Source organism: Rheinheimera sp. MMS21-TC3, assembly GCF_032229285.1.
Lineage (GTDB): Bacteria > Pseudomonadota > Gammaproteobacteria > Enterobacterales > Alteromonadaceae > Alishewanella.
This window is the reverse complement of record NZ_CP135084.1, coordinates 2888563-2911503: the sequence shown is the minus strand read 5'-3', so window position 1 is coordinate 2911503 and position 22941 is coordinate 2888563. Positions and strand designations below refer to the sequence as shown.

The following is a 22941-nucleotide window of genomic DNA, read 5'->3' as shown; positions in this document are numbered from 1 at the left end:
TATTCAGTCATTATGCTCGTCATTTAAAAACTGTAGTAGCTCAGCGCAAGGCATAGGTTTAGCAAAGTAAAAACCTTGAATTAATGCACAGTTACGCTTATTAAAAAATGCCAGTTGCTGCTCAGTTTCAACACCTTCAGCAATACAATACATGCCTAAGCTAGTGGCCATACTTAAAATTGCATCAATAATAGTTTCATCATTCACGTCGATGCCAATATCTTTGACAAAACTACGGTCAATTTTAATGCCATCAATAGGTAGCTCTTTTAAGTATTTTAAAGAAGAATAGCCCGTGCCAAAGTCATCTAGAGCCATTTTTATCCCCAGATCACTTAAAGCTTGCATAGTTTTAATGGCACTAGCATGGTCCCGCATTAGTGCGCTTTCTGTGACTTCATAACAAAGATATTTAGCAGAAAGTTGATGTTTATCTAGTAATAAACGGGTATGTTCAGCTAGTGCGGGTTGCTCTAAATGTTGGGTAGATAAATTGACCGATAAATAAACCCTATGCCCTTGATCATGCCAAGATTTTAAATCAGCTAAAGCACGATCTAACAGTTTTTTTGTCATATCAATAATTAAGCGTAACTCTTCAGCTAAAGGGATAAAATCAGCAGGAGAGATCATGCCATCTGCTGTTTGCCAGCGTAATAGCACCTCAGCACCAACAGCTTTACGGGTATTAATATCAATAATAGGCTGATAGACGTTAAAGAACTCATTTTGTTGTATAGCTTGTCGTAGTTGGGTTTCACGAGCTAGTTGCAAATGGGCTTTTTCGTTCATTTCCGCTGTAAAAAACTGAAAGTTATTACGGCCAGCGGCCTTAGCATGATACATGGCAACGTCAGCATGCTTTAATAGTTCAGTGCCGGTTATGGCATCTTGAGGATAAACCGCTATGCCAATACTGGGTGAAACGCCAACGCTGTGTGTACCTAATAACATAGGTTCACTAATAATCATTAACATTTTACGTGCTATATGGCTGATATTATCATCTGATTTATAGCCTTCTAATAAGACAACAAACTCATCACCGCCTAATCTGGCAACGCTGTCAGTTTCACGTAAAGCTTGGGTTAAACGTTGAGCCACTTTCTTTAACAGTAAGTCACCAATGTCATGGCCTAAGGAGTCATTAATTTGTTTAAAGCGATCTAAGTCAATAAAGCAAAGTGCTAATGATTTATTGGCTCGTTTAGCGTGGTCTATGCCGTGGTAAATGCGATCCATTAATAAAGCTCGGTTAGGTAAACCGGTTAATGAATCATAATTTGCTAAGTATCGTAGTTCTTCTTCTGCTAGTTTTTGCTCAGTAATATCGGTAAAAACTAAGACATAAAATGCTTTGTTTTCTTGTTCACCTACCACACTGACATTAATTAAAGTGGGCCGCTTGCAGCCATCAGGGGTTATTACGACTTCTTCACCTTGCCAATGCTGACCAATGGAAAGTTGCTTTAACAGCTTAGTATAATAACGTCGCCGACTTAAGCTAATGCCTAAGTGGTGAATTCGTGGTGTTGTAATATATTGTTCAATACTGCCAAAAGCAGTAGTGAAAGATTGGTTGGCAGCAACTAAGCGCTGCTGATTATCCATAATAACAACCCAGTCTCGAGTTTGCTGAAAAGCTTCGCCAAATAAACGGGCTTTTTCTGAAGTGGCACGGGTTTCAGTGATATTAGTAAAGGTTCCTAATACCCGTTGTATTTTATTATTGTGGGCTATTATTTCGGCTTTACCCATGACTCTAAACCAAAGCCAGTCACCGTTTTTATGGCGTAAGCGGTAAGTAAAATCAAAGCCAGCATCTGGATGTTGTAAAAAGCGTTGCCAAGCTGATTTAAAGTCCTCTAGGTCATCTGGGTGAATCAATCCAAGGTGTTGGTCTTGGCTAAGCTGTGGTTGGATTAAGCTATAGCCAAGGACAGATTGTACTTTAGAGGCATAAACTTCGTTGTTACTAGCTTGCCATTCCCATACCCCACTATCAACTGAGGCTAATGCTTGCTGCAACCTTTGCTCACTTTTTGCTACGTTTAAGTGGGCTTGCTTAACAACTTTTTGTTGCCTTAATCTAACGCTAATAACGATGTAAATTATAAGTAGTACCAATAAGCCGTAGCTAGTTAAAGCCCAACTTGCTAACCAGGGGGCCGGCTTTATATGGATATATAGCTGAGCCGGTTTACTTTCTCTGCCATTGAGTGGAGAGATAGCAGCAACATTGAATATATAGTTACCAGGGCTTAACTGTGGAAAGTTTACCTTGTTTTGGCTTTGTGCTGGAAATTCAATATTTTGTTTACCTTCTAGCCAATATCGATATTGCATTTTATGGGCATCACGAAAGTTCATACTACTAAAGTGCAGCTCAATGCCTAAGTCTTTATAGGAGAGATCTATTTGTTTTTGGTTTAAGTTACCTTCAATATTGAGCTCATCGCCTGTTTGGGTTGATAATTTAGTAATAACTACTTTAGGTTGCTGTTCTTCTGTTATTAGCGCTGTTGGTTCAACAATAGTAATGCCTCGCATACTGCCATAGATTAAGCGACCATCTTTCATGGTGGTTGAAGCACCGCCATTATATTCGTGTGATATTAAGCCATCTTCTTTAGTAAAGTTTTCAATATGCAAGGTTTTTGGGTTTAGCCGAGAAAGACCCTGATGGGATGAATACCATATATAGCCTAAGTTATCTTTATGTAAGTCGTAAGCAATTTTGCTGTCAGAAAGCTTAGTTGGGCTATGCAGTAAATCTAAGTTATTGCCATCAAAACCTAAAATACCTAAGCCAATAAAGCCAATCCATAGCACATTATTATCATCTAGTTGCATAGTGGTTGCTGTTCGGCCTAATTGCGGCTGATAAGGCTGATGTTGATAAACTAAATCTAATTTTTGTTGTTTAAGATCATAAGTCCAAAGTTGATCGGCATCTGACAACAGTAATTGTTGACCATTTTTAATCTCGCCTAAAATAGCTCCGAAGTTTGCTGGGTTGATAGCAGCGGTTAGTTCTGGTTGTGCTAGTAGCTCATTAGTGGTTTGGTTATAGCGATAAAAATTATCTGAGGTAGCAAAGTAGATAAAATTCTTATAAGAATAAAAAAATCGTCTCGCTTGGCTTAATATTTTGCTATCTTCTGGGCTATTACTCGGTGCAGCTGACACCTGATTTAAAGGCAAATTAAAAACATTTAGACCTTCACTTGTTACTATCCACATTTTTTCCTTATCAATAGGAATGATTTTGCCAATAGTACTGCTATGAAATATTGTTTTTACATCATCATTAATTAAATACTGAGTGACTATTTTACTTTTTAGTTCAACATGGTTAAGCCCATTACTGGTTCCTACCCATACTGCATTATCTGAAGCCGGAGCCAGAGAATAGACTTTTTCATTGGATAAACTGTAGCCATTATTTGCTTGTTTAGAAACATGACTAAAAGCTTGACCACGATGATGCCAGTAATAAGCGCCATCATTTCTAGTAGCTAGCCAGTAACCGCCATATTCGTCTGCAGCAATATCAAGAATATTGTCATCAAATAAGCCAAGAGGACTATCAGTTAAACGTAGTATCTTTTTATAGGTATTTTTTACTGGATTAAAAGTAAGTAATCCGCGATCTGTTGCGATTAAAGCAAAATCATCTTGCCATATAATCTGCCAAATATTGTAGTCATTTATATGATGGATTGGCGTATAAGTTTGCTTTGTTTCAATATAGCTTTTTATGTCTTGTACACTAATGCTATATAGTCCATCCACAGCCCCTAACCACAATCTTTGTTGATGTAGCTGCAGATATTTAATATGTTTTTGATCTAGCTGTCTGTTTGGGGTGTCATGCAGCATATCAGGTGTTAAATGAGGTAAATGGGTAGCTAAACCGGTATTGAGATCAAGGTAATATAAGCCATTAAAGGTGGCGATAAAAACATTGTTATCAAGCACTAAGGCTGTTCTTAACCAACCATTAGGCATGCCAAGTTTTGTTAAACTAAATAGTGGCTTAACCACTAGGTCAGTTAGGTTAGTCGATACAAGAAATAAACTATCACTAACACTGACCAGTAGATGATCTTTATCATATTCTGATAATGAGATTATAAGAGGTAGCTGCTCTATGCCAGTAAATGCAGACATAGGGATGGCAAGTTCAAGTTGGCCAAGTTCTGGTTTAAATAAATAAATGCCGTTAGTTGCTGAAGCAGCCCAAATACGCTGCTCAGAGTCTTGCAGTACTGCTGAAAATGCCATTTCATTAAGAGGATATTGGGCAGTACTAATTTGTAAAACTTGGTTACTATCATAACGGTTAATACCGGCATCGGTCGCTAACCAAAGATAGCCTTCTTTATCAATTAATAAATCTCTAATTGAGCCTTGAGATAAGCCTTGATCTGGTGTCAGCGCTCTTAATAATGGTGCCGCAGAAGAATTTACAGCGGAAAAAGCTACGCAGAAACAGAAAAAAGTAAAGATAATGTTATGCCAATATTTCACTAGAACCTCTATGGTGAGTAGCTTAGTTTACTTTCTCTGTATTAAATAATCAGTGCGTCTAAACATACCTTGCTTAATATTAGCTTGTCTAGTTATTCCTTATAAACAACTTAGCCTATTAAATAGGTCGATCAGCGTAAATATATAAGTAAATTAGCTGCGATAACGAGCAGTAAAAGATACAGATGTAAAAAGTTAACCATACGTAATGCTATTATTATATCGGCAGCTGAAGGTGCATCTTTAGTATTAAATCTTTGCCGTAGTATTTTTTTCTGACTATAAAATGCTGGGCCACCAAGATCCCGCTTCAACGCAATACTGCTACAACTTAATAAGTAAAAGCTCCCCTTATTAAAAAACACTGGTTTTTGTTGGCAACTTTTAAAGCAACTTACTATGCCATATTGGATAGCAATAATAATACTGCTTAGTAATAAAGCAGGAAAAGCTAATAGATTGGCTAGTAATGAGGCCGGGCGGCCAAAAAAGTGAAATTGCTTAAGCTTTGGGTTCCATTGCCGTTGTAACTCTTGTAATAGCCTATAGCTTAATGCCGCTAAGCCGCCGCCGAGTAAAAAATAACCTAGAGTAGCAATAAATAGCTTACTACTTTGCAGTAAGACACTTTCGATAATAGCTTTACTTAACCCCATCACATTTACTTTATCAGTATCACGTAACAGTATTTTTGCAGCTTGTTGTCGCGCTAAAGACAGTTGTTTTTTTTGCAATAGTAAGCTGGTATCTACGGCCACTTTTGATTGAGCATGCCAGTCTAGACTGCAGTATAGTAGTAGTGCATCTAAAATTAAGGGCAGCTCAGAAAACTGATATAAAGCATAAAACAGGATTATACAGGGCAATAAGGCTACGGCTATAGCCAAACTACCTGATAATAGTTGCTGCTGTTTACTGCGCTGTAAATCTGGGTTCACTTTTTTGGCCAATTGCTGGGCAAAAAAGCGAAAGAAAGTTAGTGGATGGTAAGCGTCAGGTAGGGGAATTAGCCGTGACACTATCATCACGGCAATAAGTATTAGTGGATATGTAGGAACTGTAGTTAACCAGCTCATCTTATTAAAGTAGCCATTTATAAGCTTAGCGTTGCTAAATGGATAAGGAGTTGTTTGACCATAGCTGAGCTGTTTTTGGCTGCTACTTCTAAGTAAGCTTCAAAAGACTGCGGTGATTCTTTGCCAGCAATGTCACTTAGACTGCGTATAACAACAAAAGGAGTGTTGAGCATATAACAACTTTGGGCAATAGCGGCCCCTTCCATTTCTACCGCTAGCATAGTTGGAAACTGCTGACGCATTAGAGCGATCCGTTCTGGAGCACAAATAAAGCTATCACCGGTTGTGATTAAACCTTTTTTGGTTTTACAAAAACCTAAGCTAGCAATACTTTGCTCAGCTGCATTTACTAAAGAAGCATGAGGTATAAATGCTGCAGGCATTTGTGGCACTTGGCCTAGCTCATAGCCAAAAGCAGTAACATCAACGTCATGGTGGCGAACCTCACTACTGATAACTATATCACCAACATTGAGCTCAGGATCAAAACCGCCTGCTGAACCGGTATTAATAACTGCATTAGGTGCAAAGTGTTGGATCATTAATGTGGTGGCAACGGCACTAGCAACTTTACCTATACCTGATTGTACTAATACAACTCGGCAATTATTTAACTCACCAGTGTAAAATATACAGTTACCTAGCTGGGTGGTTTCTAGATGGAGTAGTTGCTGACGTAGTGTTGCAACCTCTTGCTCCATAGCGCCAATAATACCAATTAATTGCATCTTGCTGCCTCTATATTAAAAGCCAATAGTATAATGCGGCCAAGTTATAAAGTCCCAACTTTTGCATTGGCAAAGTTCAGGTGGCATTAATCTGCATCCGTTATTCTTAGATTATTGAAAACAAAATAGAATTAATTTTCTCCACAACAAAATTAATCTAACAGTTAATCTGAGGAGTTTTAACGATGAAGAAATCAATTATACTTGCCGCTGCTTGTGCTAGCCTCTTTACCGCTGCGGCCACGGCTGATATCCGTTGGGACTACGTAGGTGCAGGTTATACCGATGCGAACTTGGATGGCCCTTACATAGAGGGCTCTATGCGTTTAGATAACAATTGGGTAGTTGATGCTAGTTTTTCGGCATTATCAAAGCATCATTATGATGTAAATGTATTACAAGCAGGTGTGAAGTATTTAACCGGATTTCGTTTAGACTTTTCGCCTAAAACTCAAACCTATGTATTAGCCGGCTTTGAAACACAATTTAGAGATGCCGATAAAACAGGCGGTTATGCTGGCCTAGGTGTACGTCATCCTTTAACGCCGCAAGTAGAGCTATATTCAGAAGCTAGTTACCATACAATTAATGATAATCATGCTAGTTTAGCGGGCGGTATTGCATTTTACTTTAGCCCTGATTGGGCAGTACGTAGTAATATTGCTTTAAATAGTAATGATGTAAAAAATGAATTCCGCTTTGGGGTTTCTTATCAATTCTAATCACTAAGCAAATCTTAGTTAGCCATAATCGAACAGCACCTTAAAGGTGCTGTTCGTGTTTTAGCAGCCAAGCTTTTTTATCAAGTCCTCCCGCATAGCCTGTTAGTTTACCGCTGGCACCAATAACCCTATGACAAGGCACTATGATAGCGATAGGGTTTCTGCCATTAGCTGCGCCCACAGCGCGCATAGCTTTAGGTCGGCCTATTTGCTGTGCTATGGCAGCATAGCTACAGGTTGTTGCAAAGGGAATACGGGTTAGTTGTTGCCATACTTGTTGCTGAAACTCTGTTCCTGTTGCGGCTAACGGTAAAGTAAACTGTTGCAATTTACCGGCAAAATAAGCAGTGAGTTGTTGTGCTGCCTGTTGGGTTATCGCCGATGCTTGTGCGGATTTTTGTTCTGAAGCTAAAATAAAGTTCGCTTCTGTTATGCCAAGCTCTGATGCGGAAATGCGCATTAACCCAAGTGGGGTGTCGATATATTGACGGTACATACTAGACCTCAAGTGTAAATCAATATTACAACCTAGCAAATTATCACTAAGTGCTAATAAGTTTAGCATGTTAAATTAGTAGTAATATAGCGGGGCTGCTTTGAGCTTAGAGGGGCCTATGCTATGTTGTCGCAAATAATTATAATAAACCGTCAATTCGATCAGGGTCTACTATGCAAGAAAGCACTGCTTTAATTACTAATGATGCGGTTGTATTAGGGATACTGGCTACAATTCTAGGGCTAGTGTTTTATACCAACCAGAGTGAAAACCGCTATTGCAAAGCATTTTATAAATATGTTCCAGCATTACTTTTGTGTTATTTCATTCCATCTTTATTCAATAGTTTTGGCATTATTGATGGTGAAGGTTCGGCTTTATACAAAGTGGCTTCTCGGTACTTATTACCTGCTAGTTTAGTTTTATTAACCTTAAGTGTTGATTTTAAAGCTATTTTAGGTCTTGGACCTAAAGCGTTAATTATGTTTTTAACCGGCACTTTAGGTATTATAATCGGTGGTCCTATAGCATTAGCGCTAATGGGAATACTCTTTCCACAAGAACTTGGCGGTGATGTTTGGCGCGGTATGACAACCGTTGCCGGTAGTTGGATTGGTGGTGGTGCTAACCAAGCAGCGATGAAAGAGGTGTTTGAGGTTCAAGGTAGTATATTTTCGGTCATGATAACGGTAGATGTTATTGTCGCCAATATTTGGATGGCAGTTTTATTATGGGTTGCCAGCCGAGCGGAAATCTTTGATAAGGCAAATGGCGCTGATACTACGGGTATTAAATACTTACGTGAAAAAATTGAAAAGTATCAAGCCGAAAACTCGCGTATTCCTAGTTTAACAGACATTATGCTAATTGTTGCTGTGGCTTTTGGGGTAGTAGGTTTATCGCATGCTTTTGCCGATATTATTTCTGCCTGGATAGCACAAGTTGCTCCACAGTTAGCAATGTATAGTTTAACCAGTAATTTTTTCTGGTTGGTAGTAATAGCTACAACTGTAGGTTTAGGTTTGTCATTAACTAAGGCGCGCAACTTAGAGGCAGCTGGCGCATCGAAAATGGGTAGTGCATTTTTATACATTCTAGTAGCCACTATCGGTATGCATATGGATATTACTGCGATCTTTGATTATCCACATATGTTTTTAGTGGGTATAGTTTGGATGGCGGTGCATGCTGGCCTATTGCTTATAGTGGCTAAATTGATAAAAGCTCCCATGTTTTATATGGCTGTTGGTAGCCAAGCTAACGTAGGTGGGGCAGCCTCGGCACCAGTAGTTGCAGCTGCGTTTCATCCATCATTAGCGCCGGTTGGGGTATTGTTGGCTGTACTTGGTTATGGCTTAGGGACTTATGGTGCTTATATTTGTGGCTTATTACTGCAACAAGTTGCGCCTTAATTAACAGTGAATTTTAAACAAGGATTGATTGGTAATGGCGGAGTTTAAAGCAGAACCAAGACATTGGTTATTAATAGGTGCTCTGTTATTAGCACTTTATGCCAGTTATTTACTTATAGCGCCTTATGTAGGGGCATTAGTCTTAGCTTTTGTGTTGTCGTTATTGTGTATTTCTTTGCATAAGCGATTAGAAGCTAGATTACCTGGTAAACCGAACTTAGCCGCCGCTTTATCTTGTATCGCTTTAGTTTTAGTGATTGTTATACCCGCAGGGTTAGTGTTTTTTGCCATAGTGCAGCAAGCAGCGCAATTTACTAAGCAGAGTTATCAATGGTTAAGTAAAGGGGGCGCTGAGCAACTATTACAAAACGCCTTTATTGTTAATACTAAACAGAAAGTTGAGTATTACTTACCTATAGATAGCATTGACACTCAAGATATAGTGCAACGATTAACGGAGTTTGCTTCAAGTTTTGGTAAAGTCTTGTTAGATATGGGAACTAAGCTAGTAGGTGATATTACCGGAGTACTATTTGGCTTATTTTTAATGTTGTTTGTGCTGTTTTTTTTATTACGCGATCACGATAAAGTCGTTGATGCTATTCACTGGCTGATCCCCTTATCACGTAGTCAAGAAAATGCCTTATTAGTGGAAGCTAAATCTGTTGCACGCTCTGCTGTTATGGGCTCATTTTTAACCGGTATTGCACAGGGTATAGTTGGTGGCATTGCTATGGCTATTGTTGGCTTACCTGGATTGTTTTGGGGGACTATGATGGCTTTTGCATCTTTTATACCCTTGGTAGGGACGGCACTTATTTGGTTACCTGCTGCATTATACTTAGGTTTGACTGGCGAATGGGGCTGGGCTGCATTCTTAGCTGCTTGGGGTGTTATTGTTGTGGGTTCTATAGATAACTTCTTACGCCCTATCTTGATGCAAGGCAGTTCTAATATGAATACATTAATGATTTTTTTATCATTAATAGGTGGTATTCAGTTATTTGGCTTAATAGGTGTGATTTATGGGCCTATTATTTTTGCGTTAACTATAGTGTTATTAAAGCTTTATGCTATAGAGTTTAAAAGCTTTTTAGAACAACAAGATAACAGCTAGCCTCTAGAGAAAAACGCATTAGAAAAAGAAAAGCCAGCATAATGCTGGCTTTTTAGTTTAAGACAAATTAAACACTAATATTAATATTTTGGCCTAAGTTGCCTACTGGTGCAGAAGATTGCACTTGTTCAACACTTTGCATGGCGCTTTGAACTAACATAGTCGCCATTTTAGCCTCTTGATTTTGTTGCTTATTGGCCATAACTGCACCAAGAACCTCAAAAGCCTGTGCTGATGCTGTCGCACCTACAGATTGACTCATAGCTACCTCCTATGACAATACTCTGTACCAGTGTATCGGCAAATAGGCTAAAAGCTTAAGCTTTTTATTAAAAAATTTAAAATAAGTTGAAGGTATAAAAAAATGCCGCCCGTTGCAGCGGGCGGCATTCCAACTTAGCGCGGAGTGACTCATTTCTCCAAAGCGTTAAGAAGCCTGTATTAGCGCAGTTTGTTGCGCTTTAATTTGTGAGCGTGATAAAACCGGTGTCGGCAATATATTGCCGTTACTAGCAGGTTTTAAAGAGCGTACCGGACGGGTTGGTCCTTTTTTAACTAAGCCTTTAAAGGTTGGCTCTGGTTTAGTTATTGGTTTACCTAAGCGGTTAGCAATAGCATTTTGAATATCATTGGCAGTATAACCTGTTTTTATCTTCATTCGTAAATAAGGCACAGTTGCCGCATCTAAAGCGCCATTAACAAACCAATCAGGTATCGCTTTATGGCCTTCTTTAGTGCTATTGTTAACTAAATCGATAACAGCGATTATTCGCATATCTGCTGGATCACATAATACAAAATCTAAATATTTTGCATTTAATTTTTGTAAGGTGCTATTGCGAGCTTTATCAGCAACGCCCTGTTTAACTTCAACAATATCAGCCAGTTTTACTCTATTTAGTATTTTATATTCGGTACTTACTGCTTGCTCTAATAATTGCAGAAAAGAGCGTTCAACGGGGCTGAAAATACTATTACGCTTTTGCACTGGAAACGGATTACCATTATGCGCAAAGCGGTTTGCAACCAGCGCTACTACTATAACTAATAGTAGAATTAATAATAAAACAAATTCCATAACCACCTCTGACATTAATTTGACACTGTGAGACGCTTAACCGTACTTAGTATTAATTAAGCATAAGCCGTGCCATGTTTTTTAGTGCTACTGTAATTAACTATGTTTTTAATGAATGGTAAAGATTGTTTATATTAATATGTGTTATGGCAGTATCCGCTTATAGTAAAAGTCATTATGAGTTAATGGTAAGCGCAGCTTAGCTGCTTAATTAAGCCTAAGCAGCCGAAAAGGAACTAGATTATGACCACTAATACTATTAGAGCTGGATTAAGTATTAACGCTGATTTAACTGCGGAATATGAACAAATTTTGACAGAGACAGCTTGTGCTTTATTAGTTGAGTTAACCCGAGAGTTTCGTTCTCGACTGCAGCAATTGCTGACACAAAGACAACAAACACAGCAATACTACGATAACGGCGGTTTGCCAGATTTTTTACCTGAAACTATCAATATACGCCAGTCTGATTGGCAAGTTGCTGCCATTCCTACTGATCTTCGGGATCGCAGAGTGGAAATCACCGGTCCTGTAGATCGTAAAATGATTATTAATGCTTTAAATGCTGATGTTAAAGTATTTATGGCAGACTTTGAAGACTCGCAAGCGCCAACTTGGCAAGGCTTAATAGATGGCCAGATAAACTTACGTGATGCTAATCTTGGAACTATTAGTTATACCGATGACAATACAGGGAAATATTATACCCTTAAGCCTGATCCCGCATTATTAATTGCTCGGGTGCGAGGTTTACATTTATGGGAAAAGCATTTATTTGTTGATGGTGAGCAAGTGCCTGGCTGTATAGTTGATTTTGCCTTGTACTTTTTGCATAACTATCAAACACGCTTAGCTAAGGGGACTGGTGTATATTATTACCTACCAAAATTGCAAACTCACCAAGAAGCTAAATGGTGGGGTGATCTATTTCGTTATACCGAGTTGAAGTTTAAGCAACAAATTGGCTGTATTAGAGCGACAGTTCTAATTGAAACCTTACCAGCCGTGTTTGAGATGGACGAAATTTTATATATGTTAAAAGATCATATAGTGGCGCTTAATTGTGGCCGCTGGGACTATATTTTTAGCTATATTAAAACCCTTAAAAATCACCCAAATCGTGTTTTGCCTGATAGACAAGTAGTTACTATGCAACAGCCTTTTCTTAATGCTTACTCTCGTTTATTAGTCAAAACCTGTCATAAGCGTGGCGCCTTAGCTATGGGTGGCATGGCGGCATTAATTCCATCAAAAGATCTAGCTGAAAATAACACTATACTGGCCAAAGTTAGAGCAGATAAAGAGTTAGAAGCCAAAAATGGCCATGATGGCACTTGGATAGCGCATCCTGGGTTAGCAGAAACAGTCAATTCAGTGCTAGATAATTATCTAAGTGAGACTAAAGTTAATCAGTTGGATATGCTGCGAGAGCAAGATACACCTATTACTGCTGCCGAGCTACTTGAGCCATGTTCAGGCGATCGAACCGAACAAGGCATGCGTACTAATATTCGTGTTGCCTTGCAATATATTGCGGCTTGGATTAGCGGCAAAGGCTGCGTACCTATTTATGGCTTGATGGAAGATGCTGCCACCGCGGAAATTTCTCGAGCCTCTATTTGGCAGTGGATCCAACATAAAAAACAACTAAGTAATGGCCAATTAATTACTAAGCAACTATTTAGCACTATGTTAGAGCAAGAGTCTGTAGTAGTGCGCCAAGAAGTAGGGGACAGCCAGTGGGCAGAGCAAAACTTTAGCCAAGCCAAACAGTTATTACTGGAAATAACGACTTCAGATCAGCTAGTAGAGTTTTTAACCTTACCAGCTTACGAGTTACTTAATTAACTATAAGTCGACTCAACTAGCGTAAGCCGCTATCTCTAACTGCGCTAAAGTAGAGAGGGGTAGTGGCTTATTTACGTCTAGTTAATTTTTTAATTCATCTGCTACTTCAGTTATTAATCGTCTAAACCATATATGGCTCGCATCTTGGTGTAATAACGGACTCCAAATCATTTTTAGTTCAATAGCTGGAATAGCAAAAGGTGGGTCCATAATTGCCATAGTACTATCATTTTCATATAAGCGGGCTGCTCTTGTTGGTAAAGTAGCTATTAAATCCATACCTACCGATAAATGCATAGCGACATGATAATTACGAGTAAATACAGATATTTTCCGTTGCTTACCTAAATGGGTTAAAGCTTCATCAACCCAGCCAAGCTTTTGCACATCTTTAGGATCCATCCCCACACCAACGCCAAAGCCAGTTTTACTTACCCAAATGTGTTGTGCTTTTAAGTAAGTGTCTAGATTAAAGTGGGCTAGAATGGGATTTTTGGCACTAATAAGACAGGAAAAGCTATCTCGCCAAACAGTTTTTTGATGAAAAGATTGTGGCAGTTGATCAAAGCGATTAATTGCCATATCTACTTTACCGTTTTCAACATCATGAAAGTTAACATCAGAGGGCGTCATAATATCTAGACTGGTATTAGGCGCAAGCACTCGCATTTTTTTTAATAATGCTGGGATCAGTGTAGAAGCAGCATAATCACTCGCCATGATCCTAAATACCCGTTGGCTTAGTTCAGGTTCAAAGTCTTTATTAGGTTGTAGGGTTTCTTCTAAAGTTAACAAAACGCCACGAATAACAGGGGCTAATTCTCGTGCCCGTTCTGTTGGTACCATACCTTCAGATGTTCGAACTAATATAGGGTCGTTTAATAAGTCACGTAATCTTTTTAAACCATTACTCATGGCCGGTTGAGTAATATTAAGCTGTCCTGCTGCTCGGGTCACATTCTTTTCACGCAACAATACATCTAAATAGACTAATAGGTTTAGATCCATTTTCTTAATATTCATTTTATCTATGACTCACTATCACAATATAACTGTAATGAATTATAGGCTAGAAGGCCTATACAGCGTCAAGAAACTTTTATCATAAGTTTTATGAATGTTAAGCATCATTGTAATTAGCTTTATGAATTTAAGCTTAGCCACCTATAGTATTAAACAACAGGTAAAGGGTTGCCTGCCATATAACAGCAATAAGAGGAAGCAAGCATGTCAGCATACCAAGATGCCATACTAAAACTAACCGAGTTACGTCAGCAGAGTGGCGCCGCTTGGTCAGCTATTAATCCTGAGTCTGCTGCAAGAATGCAGACCCAAAACCGATTTCATACTGGGTTAGATATTGCTCGTTATACTGCAGACATAATGCGTGCTGATATGGCGGCTTATGATACAGATACTAGCGCTTATACCCAATCATTAGGTTGCTGGCATGGTTTTATTGGCCAGCAGAAGTTGATTGCTATCAAAAAACATTTTGGCAGTACTAAAAAGAAATATTTGTACTTGTCAGGCTGGATGATAGCCGCTTTACGCTCAGACTTTGGGCCTTTACCCGATCAATCCATGCATGAAAAAACCGCTGTGCCAGCACTAATTGCAGAGTTATATACTTTTTTAAAACAAGCAGATGCGCGAGAATTAGCTGGTTTATTCCGCCAGTTAGATGATGCGCGTTCTGCTAATAACAATCAAAAAATAGCAGCTATACAGCATCAAATTGATCATTTTGAAAGCCATGTAGTGCCTATTATTGCCGATATAGATGCTGGCTTTGGTAATGAAGAAGCAACTTACTTATTAGCCAAAAAAATGATTGAAGCCGGCGCTTGTGCTATTCAAATTGAAAACCAAGTATCAGATGAAAAACAATGTGGCCACCAAGACGGTAAAGTAACAGTGCCTCATGCTGATTTTATCGCCAAAATTAATGCTGTACGTTATGCCTTCTTAGAATTAGGGGTTGATAATGGCATTATAGTGGCTAGAACCGATTCGTTAGGCGCAGGTTTAACTAAACAAATTGCCGTAACTAAACAGCCTGGTGATTTAGGTGATTTGTATAATAGCTTTTTAGATGGTGATGTAATTAGCGGTGCTGACGATATTGCTAATGGCGATGTAGTGGTTAAAGCCAAGGGTAAATTATTAAAACCCAAACGCCTAGCTAGTGGTTTATTTCAGTTTAAACCTAATACTGGCGTTGACCGTGTGGTGCTAGATTGTATTACCTCATTACAGCATGGTGCCGATTTATTATGGATAGAAACAGAAAAGCCCCATGTTGGCCAAATTGCTGATATGGTTAACCGTATTCGTCAAGTGGTGCCAAATGCCAAATTAGTTTATAACAATAGCCCTTCTTTTAACTGGACCTTAAATTTCCGTCAACAAGTATTTGATACTTGGCAGCAGGCTGGTCAAGATGTTTCTGCTTATGATCGTGCTAAACTAATGAATGTAGAGTATGACGATACCGCTTTGGGTAAAGAGGCAGATGCGCGTATTCAATCTTTCCAAGCCGACGCGGCAAGAGAAGCCGGTATCTTCCATCATTTAATTACTTTACCTACTTACCACACTGCAGCGTTATCGACTGACAATCTAGCTAAAGACTACTTTGGTGATGCCGGTATGCTGGGCTATGTGGAGGGGGTTCAGCGTAAAGAGATCCGGCAAAACATAGCCTGTGTAAAACATCAAAATATGTCAGGTTCAGACGTAGGTGATGACCATAAAGAGTACTTCTCCGGTGAGGCTGCGCTTAAAGCAGGTGGCAAAGACAACACTATGAACCAGTTTTAGGAGCTTAACAAACTGAAAAAAAGCAGCGTAAAGCTGCTTTTTTGTTCTCAAAAAATATATAAGCTTGTTAGCGTTAATAGCGCTGTTGCACGTAGCTGACTACCTCTTGATATTTCTGCTCTAAAATACGAATGTATTCATTTATAACAACCCAATCACTTTGTTCAGCGGCTTTTTCTAACTTTAAAGCTTGGTCGGTGAGACTTAAAGCGCCCATGCTTTTTGCTGATGATTTTAACTGATGGGCAACAGAGCGCACTAAGCTTCTGTCTTGTTGCTGGGAGCTTTGTTCTAACTGCTGAAATAACTCTGCTGTATTTTTGACAAAAAAGTTTAAATGTTCTTCATGCTTTTGTGGGTCATTGCCTAAATAATTGGCTATTGTAGTAAAGCAAATAGGCGATGGAGTTGTATCTTTAGCTTTATTAATAGCTGCGATTGTACTTTCATCACTGTGTGGTAGCCAGCGTGCCATCATAGTTTCTAAGGTGGCTAGCTCTAATGGCTTGGTAATGTAGCCATCCATACCTATGCTTAAACATTTTTGCTCTTCCCCTTTAAGGGCATTAGCAGTAACCGCTATTACTCGAGTAAACTCCGCGCTCTCACTTAGGTTTAAGCTTTCTTTTCTAATAGCTGTGACTAAATCATAACCACTCATATTAGGCATATGTAGGTCGGTTAAAATGAGAGGATATTGATAGCGTCGCCACATTTCTAATGCTATAGCGCCATCATCGGCAACTTCTACGGCGTAGCCTAAAGCATTAAGCTGTTCCACGATAACGCGTTGGTTCATTAAGTTGTCTTCAGCTAATAATATTAAACGCCGTTGCTTTTTAGCCTCGCTTATTGATGGTACTTTTTTAACAGTTTCTAAATTAGTATTATGATAAATAGGTTTAGCTTTACGTTTTGCGGCAATTAAAATGGCGTCATATAAATGGCTGCGGCAAATGGGCGCACTATGTAAATAATACACACGGTCATTGCTTTGCTCAGATAGCTCAACTTGGTTTGTGATGACAACAAACTGTACTTGATTCATAGTTGAAGATTGTTGCAGTAATTCAACTTCTTCTTGTGAAATTTGCTCGTAGGTGGCATCTAACACCCACACAGCCGCTTGCTTGGGTGGTAGCAATTTCTGGGTTGTTGTCCGTTTTTTTAATGCATTAACATTATCAACACAATCCAGCTCTGCACCAGCATAGCTTAAATATTGTTCGATATGTTGGCGGTTATTGCTATCTGTTGTAAAGAAACAAATATGGATATCTGCTAGTAAGTTTTTATTCACATATTGTAATTCATCTGAACGGCGCATCGGAATGCGGACTCGGAATTCAGTACCTTTATCTACTTCACTAGTGGCATTAATATCACCATACATTAAGGTGACTAAACGCTGACAGATTGATAAGCCTAAGCCAGTGCCGCCGAATTTACGGGTGATGGAGCCTTCTGCTTGGCTAAAGGGTTGAAACACATAGTTTAGCTGGCGCTGTGTCATGCCGCGGCCATTATCAATAATACTAAATTGAATTTGGCTAAAATCGAGATTTTCTTCTAGTAACTGGACTTTAATTAATACTAAGCCGGTTTTTTCACTAGTAGTGTTAGTAAATTTAATGGCATTACCGGCTAGGTTATACAGTATTTGCCTTAACCGGACGGGATCACCAATTAACCCATCAGGGATCTTGGGATCAATAAATAGCTTTAAATCAATTTGACGTTGATGCGCCACTGACACTAGGATACGCCCTACAGCTTCAATGGTTTCTACTAAAGATAGCGGTATGGTTTCAAGTTCTAATTTACCGGCCTCTATTTTAGAGAAATCAAGAATGTCATCTAAAATACGCAGTAGTGAAAAAGACGACTCTCTTACCGTATCAGACATGCGAAACTGTGAGGTAGTTAACTGGGTTTTTCGTAGTAAATCTACAGTGCCAATAATGCCATTCATTGGCGTGCGAATTTCATGGCTCATGGTGGCTAAGAAGGTAGATTTAGCTTCATTGGCTTTTTCTGCAGCTAATTTAGCAGTTTCTAAGGCTTCTGTGCGCTGTTTAATTTGTTGTTCTACTTCTTGTTGTAAGTTAGCTATGTTGGCTTCAGATTCGGCTAGTTCTAAATGAGCTAATTCAATCTTACGAAATAACTTATTAATATAACCACCCAAAATACCATAGTCATCTTCAACGCCACTTTCTACACTTCCTTGAAACTGCTCTTTGTCTAATGCTTGACGTGTCCCAGTAACTAAGGGCGATAAACGACGTTTAAAAAAGTTAGCAATACGGCGCGCTATAAAAAAGCTTAAGGTTAAGGCTAGTAATATTGATACAGCAAACATTATGAACACTGGTAATTGCGAAGGTGCTGTAGTCTGCAGGACATAAATCAGTAAAGCCTGACGTTCTGGATCCAGATTTATTATTTGGTTGGAGATTAGATAGTTGTCATATTGCTGAACTTGATTCTTCCACTCTGGTTGCGGGGTGTAGCCTTGAACATTACTGGTATTATGTATTAGTTCTGCGTTAGCTGCTTTAGTGCGCTGGTATAAATACAAAGCACGATTTCGATCGCCATTACGGGTTTGTAGCAATATTTGCTCTGTTTGTTGGCTATCTTTTTGTATTAATAGCGGTTGTAACACTTTAGTCAGCATTTTACTTTCAGCTTCGAGCCGGACTAAGCTGTTATTATTTTGCTCTGGATCTGGCATATTCAAAAAGTAAAATAAACCGGCTTGTACACATAAAGTAATCACTGACAGTAAGGCCAACCATTTAAAAATAGGTCGACTAAATGAAGGGTTTTTCATTATAGTTCCAATTTATGCAGCTTAATTAAAGCAGTCTTGTTCGAATAGGCGTATTTTAACAACTTTTAAAAAGTTGCATAGTTGATTGTACAGAAACTAACTTAATAGCGGTTTTTGTTCAACTAATAAGCTAACAGTATCGTCTTAAGAAAATATCTGTTGACTTAACTGTCTAAAATCCGTTTAATACGACCCGCGCTGCCCAGATAGCTCAGTCGGTAGAGCAGAGGATTGAAAATCCTCGTGTCCCTGGTTCGATTCCGGGTCTGGGCACCATTAATTTATGTGGTGCCTGCTTTATTTAAACAGTTTAATCTGTTTAAATAATACAGCATTATACAAAATGATGTAATAGTCATAGCCGCTTTAGCTCAGTTGGTAGAGCAACTGACTTGTAATCAGTAGGTCATCCGTTCGACTCGGATAAGCGGCACCATTATTTATAATTACTACTAAATTAGTTGTAATTAGCACAGTTTATGTGCCTCGATAGCTCAGTCGGTAGAGCAGAGGATTGAAAATCCTCGTGTCCCTGGTTCGATTCCGGGTCGAGGCACCATCTATAAACAACAAAACCAGCTTAGGCTGGTTTTGTTGTTTTAGCCGATTAACCCCCCTTTTTATACTGCGAATAGCCACTAGTGTAAGGCAAATGGTAATAGGCAAACTTAAACTTCTTTGCTAAGCTGAGGCGATATTATTTCAACCTTAGATTGGACCCATATTTATGAAGTATGCCCTTAGTATTTTAGCCGTATCGTTAATAACTGCTTGTAGCAGTGCCGATAACATAAACCCTACTTTAAGCCAAACTACAGCAACTATGCCAAATACCACTACAGCAATACATTATCCGACAACAGCCAAAGGTGCAGTGGTAGATAGTTATTTTGGCCAAAAAGTAGCCGATCCTTATCGTTGGTTAGAAGATGATCGCAGTGCTGAAACAGAAGCTTGGGTTAAAGCTCAAAATAAGGTGACATTTAATTATTTAGACGGTATCGCTTATCGTGACACTATTAAACAAAAACTGACTGAATCGTGGAACTATGAAAAAGTAGGCGCGCCTTTTAAGGAAGGTAACTATACCTATTATTATAAAAATGATGGTTTACAAAATCAGTACGTATTATATCGCTTGCTGGAAGACGGTAGTAGTGAAGTGTTTTTAGATCCTAATAGTTTTAGCAGTGATGGCACTACTTCTTTAGCCGGTGTCACGTTTTCTAAAGACGGTTCTAAGGCAGCTTATGCTATTTCAGAAGGTGGCAGCGACTGGCGCAAAGTGATTATTATTGATGCCGAGACTAAACAACAACTTGAGCCAGTATTAGTTGATATAAAATTTAGTGGTATTAGTTGGGTGGGTAACGAAGGTTTTTACTATTCAAGTTACGATAAACCAGATGGTAGTGAGTTATCTGCTAAAACTGATCAGCATAAATTATATTATCATCAATTAGGCACTTCTCAGCAGCAAGATAAAGTGGTATTTGGTGCTAAGGCGGATCAAAAACATCGCTATGTTGGTGCTACTGTTACTGATGATGCTCGTTATTTATTAATTTCTGCAGCCGTTTCTACCTCAGGCAATAAGTTGTTTGTTAAAGATTTAACAAAGCCAAATAGTGAGCTAGTGACAATTTTAGATCATACTAATTCTGATACTAATCTATTGGATAGCCAAGGTAGCACTTTATTTTTAGTGACAAATTTAAATGCTCCCAATAAAAAAGTGGTAAAAGTTGATGTATCTAACCCAACAGCAGAGCATTGGCAAGATGTTATTCCCCACACCGAGCATGTATTAAGTGCCAATATTGGTGCAGGCTATATTTTTGCTAACTATATGGTAGATGCATTATCTAAAGTCCAACAGTATGATTATAACGGTAAGCTAGTTCGTGATATTCAACTGCCAAACTTAGGTACTGTGTCTGGTTTTGGTGGCAAGAAACAAGACGATACTCTGTATTATTCTTTTAGCAATTACACTACCGCACCTACTATTTATAGCTTTGCACCAAGCAGTGGTGAGTCTGAAGTTTATTATCAATCGGCAGCTAAGTTTGATAGTCAGCAATATGTCTCAGAGCAAGTCTTTTATACCTCAAAAGACGGTACTAAAGTGCCGATGATGATTAACTATAAAAAAGGCTTAAAGCTTGATGGCTCTAACCCGACTATTTTATATGGTTATGGTGGTTTTAATGTCAGTTTAACCCCAGGCTTTAGTGTATCTAATGCGGTATGGATGGAGTTAGGCGGTATTTATGCTGTGCCTAACCTTCGTGGTGGTGGAGAATATGGTAAAGCCTGGCATAAAGCCGGCACTTTAATGCAAAAACAAAATGTATTTGATGACTTTATTGCTGCTGCTAAATATTTACAAAATAAAGGCTATACGTCAGCAGAGAAACTCGCTATTCGTGGTGGCTCTAACGGTGGCTTATTGGTAGGTGCCGTTATGACTCAGCAGCCAGAGCTAGTTAAAGTGGCATTGCCGGCTGTTGGTGTAATGGATATGTTGCGTTACCACACCTTTACGGCTGGTGCGGGCTGGGCTTATGATTATGGTACTAGTGAGCAAAGTAGTGAGATGTTTAAGTATTTGCTAGGCTATTCTCCAGTACATAATGTGCAGCAAGGGGTGGCTTATCCTGCCACTTTAGTTACTACTGCTGATCATGATGATAGGGTAGTACCTGCGCACTCATTCAAATTTGCTGCAGAATTACAGGCTAAAGCTGGAGGTATAAATCCGCAATTGATTAGGATTGAAACTAACGCCGGCCATGGTGCAGGTACGCCAGTGTCTAAGCAAATAGAGCAAACAGCAGATATTTTTAGTTTTACTTTATATAATATGGGCTATCAAACTTTGCCAAAATAAAGTGCCTTAAGTGAATTAAAGCCCGCTCTTGGTTAGCGGGCTTTTTCATTTTAAAATATAAAGTCCGTTATGCAATAGCTGCAGCTGCTGAAGCAGCTTTTTACAGCTCTTGTGTTAAGCTGTAAATCTAAACTATAACATCACTGGAGTAACAGGTATGGCTACTAAAGCAGTAATACTGGTGCTAGACAGTTTTGGTATCGGTTATGCGCCAGATGCTGATAAATTTAATGATGTAGGTGCTAATACCTTTGCTAGCATTGCCTCGGCCTTTGTAAAACAAAAGGGGCGGCAGCTAGTGTTACCTAATTTAACTTCATTAGGTTTAGTTGATGCGGCAACAGCAGCAAGTTCGGGGCACCAAGCTGAGGTTCCTAAGGCAACCAAGCTAATAGGGGGCTATGGCTTTGCTCAAGAGCTAAGTAGCGGTAAAGACACCCCTAGTGGTCACTGGGAAATAGCGGGAGTGCCAGTACTGTATGAATGGGGCTATTTTCAAAACAAAACCAATAGTTTTCCGGCAGAGTTTATTGCTGAACTATGCCAGCGAACTGGCGTTAGTGGAATTTTAGGTAATTGTCATGCCTCGGGTACAGATATCTTAGTTAAGCTAGGTGATGAGCATGTTAAAACAGGCCAGCCAATATGTTATACCTCTGCTGATAGTGTATTTCAGGTTGCAGCCCATGAAACCCATTTTGGATTGCAGCGGTTATTAGATTTTTGTTTAATTGCTCGTGAATTATTAGATAAATATAATATAGGTCGGGTGATAGCTCGGCCATTCTTAGGTGATGCCGCAACTAATTATGCACGGACAGGTAATCGTCGCGACTTTTCGGTATTACCACCTGCGCCAACAGTTTTAGATAAGCTAACTCAAGCCGGCGGTCAGGTAATAGCTATTGGCAAAATTGCCGATATTTATGCTCACCAAGGAATAACCAAAAATATTAAAGCAACAGGGTTAACGGCTTTAATCGACACTAGCCTAGCACAAATGGCAACTCAGCCCGATAACAGCTTAGTGTTTACTAACTTAGTAGATTTTGATCAAAATTATGGTCATAGGCGCGACCCTATTGGCTATGGTGAGGCTCTAGAATACTTTGATGGCCGATTAGCTGAAATTTTCGCTGCTTGTGATGCTGATACGTTACTTATTTTAACGGCTGATCATGGTTGTGATCCTACTTGGCCAGGTACTGAGCATACTCGTGAGTATATTCCTGTATTGGTATATCAGCCGGGTATGCAAGGGGTTAACTTAGGTAAGCGTAATAGCTTTGCGGATATAGGCCAAACTTTGGCTGATTATTTTAAATTAGAGCCTATGCAATATGGTGAGTCGTTTTTAGCGCAGATCCGCTTGGCCTAAA

Annotated in this window: 15 protein-coding genes and 3 tRNA genes; 10 read left to right on the top strand and 8 right to left on the bottom strand. The window is 39.1% G+C overall.

Annotated elements, in window-relative coordinates:
• Positions 1–3 precede the first annotated feature (3 nt).
• From RDV63_RS14150 to mtnN, 3 genes are all read right to left on the bottom strand, one after another.
• Positions 4–4533: an EAL domain-containing protein gene (locus RDV63_RS14150; protein WP_313910142.1), complete on the bottom strand. Its 4530-nt coding sequence runs from the start codon at positions 4531–4533 to the stop codon at positions 4–6.
• Positions 4534–4664: 131 nt separating this feature from the next.
• The gene (locus RDV63_RS14145) at positions 4665–5609 is read right to left on the bottom strand and encodes a cobalamin biosynthesis protein (RefSeq protein WP_313910141.1); all 945 of its coding nucleotides are present in this window, start codon (positions 5607–5609) and stop codon (positions 4665–4667) included.
• Positions 5610–5626: 17 nt separating this feature from the next.
• Entirely contained in the window at positions 5627–6337 is a 711-nt protein-coding gene (mtnN, locus tag RDV63_RS14140) for a 5'-methylthioadenosine/S-adenosylhomocysteine nucleosidase (RefSeq protein ID WP_313910140.1), read from the bottom strand.
• Positions 6338–6522: 185 nt separating this feature from the next.
• Between mtnN and RDV63_RS14135 the strand changes: the two genes are divergently transcribed.
• Positions 6523–7059: an outer membrane beta-barrel protein gene (locus RDV63_RS14135; RefSeq protein ID WP_313910139.1), complete on the top strand. Its 537-nt coding sequence runs from the start codon at positions 6523–6525 to the stop codon at positions 7057–7059.
• Between the two features lie 40 nt (positions 7060–7099).
• Here RDV63_RS14135 and RDV63_RS14130 read toward each other — a convergent pair whose 3' ends face one another.
• Complete coding sequence (locus tag RDV63_RS14130) at positions 7100–7555, bottom strand: methylated-DNA--[protein]-cysteine S-methyltransferase (protein WP_313910138.1); 456 nt, start codon at positions 7553–7555, stop codon at positions 7100–7102.
• A gap of 173 nt (positions 7556–7728) precedes the next feature.
• Here RDV63_RS14130 and RDV63_RS14125 point away from each other — a divergent pair, with 173 nt between their 5' ends.
• Positions 7729–8967, top strand: a complete 1239-nt coding sequence (locus tag RDV63_RS14125) for a DUF819 domain-containing protein (RefSeq protein ID WP_313910137.1) — start codon at positions 7729–7731, stop codon at positions 8965–8967.
• A gap of 34 nt (positions 8968–9001) precedes the next feature.
• Complete coding sequence (locus tag RDV63_RS14120; RefSeq protein ID WP_313910136.1) at positions 9002–10084, top strand: AI-2E family transporter; 1083 nt, start codon at positions 9002–9004, stop codon at positions 10082–10084.
• A gap of 67 nt (positions 10085–10151) precedes the next feature.
• On the opposite strand, the gene RDV63_RS14115 is transcribed toward RDV63_RS14120, so the two are convergent.
• Both RDV63_RS14115 and RDV63_RS14110 read right to left on the bottom strand, forming a co-directional pair.
• Positions 10152–10346 carry a hypothetical protein gene (locus RDV63_RS14115; protein ID WP_313910135.1) on the bottom strand — a complete coding sequence of 65 codons (195 nt, stop codon included), beginning with the start codon at positions 10344–10346 and terminating at the stop codon, positions 10152–10154.
• A 165-nt stretch (positions 10347–10511) separates the two neighbouring features.
• Complete coding sequence (locus RDV63_RS14110; protein ID WP_313910134.1) at positions 10512–11162, bottom strand: DUF2726 domain-containing protein; 651 nt, start codon at positions 11160–11162, stop codon at positions 10512–10514.
• Positions 11163–11405: 243 nt separating this feature from the next.
• On the opposite strand from RDV63_RS14110, the gene aceB reads away from it, so the two are divergent.
• Entirely contained in the window at positions 11406–13010 is a 1605-nt protein-coding gene (gene aceB / locus RDV63_RS14105; RefSeq protein ID WP_313910133.1) for a malate synthase A, read from the top strand.
• 81 nt (positions 13011–13091) lie between these two features.
• On the opposite strand, the gene RDV63_RS14100 is transcribed toward aceB, so the two are convergent.
• Positions 13092–14033 (bottom strand): LysR family transcriptional regulator, encoded by a 942-nt coding sequence (locus RDV63_RS14100; protein WP_313910132.1) that lies wholly within the window; start codon positions 14031–14033, stop codon positions 13092–13094.
• Positions 14034–14237: 204 nt separating this feature from the next.
• Here RDV63_RS14100 and RDV63_RS14095 point away from each other — a divergent pair, with 204 nt between their 5' ends.
• Positions 14238–15833: an isocitrate lyase gene (locus RDV63_RS14095; protein ID WP_313910131.1), complete on the top strand. Its 1596-nt coding sequence runs from the start codon at positions 14238–14240 to the stop codon at positions 15831–15833.
• 73 nt (positions 15834–15906) lie between these two features.
• Here RDV63_RS14095 and RDV63_RS14090 read toward each other — a convergent pair whose 3' ends face one another.
• The gene (locus tag RDV63_RS14090) at positions 15907–18669 is read right to left on the bottom strand and encodes a hybrid sensor histidine kinase/response regulator (RefSeq protein WP_313910130.1); all 2763 of its coding nucleotides are present in this window, start codon (positions 18667–18669) and stop codon (positions 15907–15909) included.
• A gap of 200 nt (positions 18670–18869) precedes the next feature.
• Between RDV63_RS14090 and RDV63_RS14085 the strand changes: the two genes are divergently transcribed.
• The 5 genes from RDV63_RS14085 to RDV63_RS14065 all read left to right on the top strand — a co-directional run bounded on the left by RDV63_RS14085 (position 18870) and on the right by RDV63_RS14065 (position 22940).
• Positions 18870–18945: transfer RNA gene (locus RDV63_RS14085), tRNA-Phe, on the top strand.
• Positions 18946–19029: 84 nt separating this feature from the next.
• A tRNA-Thr gene (locus RDV63_RS14080) sits at positions 19030–19105 on the top strand.
• 47 nt (positions 19106–19152) lie between these two features.
• Positions 19153–19228, top strand: a tRNA-Phe gene (locus RDV63_RS14075).
• Between the two features lie 168 nt (positions 19229–19396).
• Positions 19397–21562 (top strand): prolyl oligopeptidase family serine peptidase, encoded by a 2166-nt coding sequence (locus tag RDV63_RS14070; protein ID WP_313910129.1) that lies wholly within the window; start codon positions 19397–19399, stop codon positions 21560–21562.
• A gap of 157 nt (positions 21563–21719) precedes the next feature.
• Positions 21720–22940, top strand: coding sequence for a phosphopentomutase (locus tag RDV63_RS14065; RefSeq protein ID WP_313910128.1), 1221 nt, complete (start codon positions 21720–21722; stop codon positions 22938–22940).
• Position 22941: the final 1 nt, after the last annotated feature.

Bases quoted from the DNA above. Each gene is read 5' to 3' on its own strand.
- mtnN (WP_313910140.1), bottom strand. From the start codon at position 6,337: ATGCAATTAATTGGTATTATTGGCGCTATGGAGCAAGAGGTTGCAACA.
- RDV63_RS14100 (WP_313910132.1), bottom strand. From the start codon at position 14,033: ATGAATATTAAGAAAATGGATCTAAACCTATTAGTCTATTTAGATGTA.
- RDV63_RS14120 (WP_313910136.1), top strand. From the start codon at position 9,002: ATGGCGGAGTTTAAAGCAGAACCAAGACATTGGTTATTAATAGGTGCT.
- RDV63_RS14125 (WP_313910137.1), top strand. From the start codon at position 7,729: ATGCAAGAAAGCACTGCTTTAATTACTAATGATGCGGTTGTATTAGGG.
- RDV63_RS14115 (WP_313910135.1), bottom strand. From the start codon at position 10,346: ATGAGTCAATCTGTAGGTGCGACAGCATCAGCACAGGCTTTTGAGGTT.
- RDV63_RS14135 (WP_313910139.1), top strand. From the start codon at position 6,523: ATGAAGAAATCAATTATACTTGCCGCTGCTTGTGCTAGCCTCTTTACC.
- RDV63_RS14090 (WP_313910130.1), bottom strand. From the start codon at position 18,669: ATGAAAAACCCTTCATTTAGTCGACCTATTTTTAAATGGTTGGCCTTA.
- RDV63_RS14095 (WP_313910131.1), top strand. From the start codon at position 14,238: ATGTCAGCATACCAAGATGCCATACTAAAACTAACCGAGTTACGTCAG.
- RDV63_RS14130 (WP_313910138.1), bottom strand. From the start codon at position 7,555: ATGTACCGTCAATATATCGACACCCCACTTGGGTTAATGCGCATTTCC.
- RDV63_RS14145 (WP_313910141.1), bottom strand. From the start codon at position 5,609: ATGAGCTGGTTAACTACAGTTCCTACATATCCACTAATACTTATTGCC.
- RDV63_RS14070 (WP_313910129.1), top strand. From the start codon at position 19,397: ATGAAGTATGCCCTTAGTATTTTAGCCGTATCGTTAATAACTGCTTGT.
- RDV63_RS14065 (WP_313910128.1), top strand. From the start codon at position 21,720: ATGGCTACTAAAGCAGTAATACTGGTGCTAGACAGTTTTGGTATCGGT.
- aceB (WP_313910133.1), top strand. From the start codon at position 11,406: ATGACCACTAATACTATTAGAGCTGGATTAAGTATTAACGCTGATTTA.
- RDV63_RS14110 (WP_313910134.1), bottom strand. From the start codon at position 11,162: ATGGAATTTGTTTTATTATTAATTCTACTATTAGTTATAGTAGTAGCG.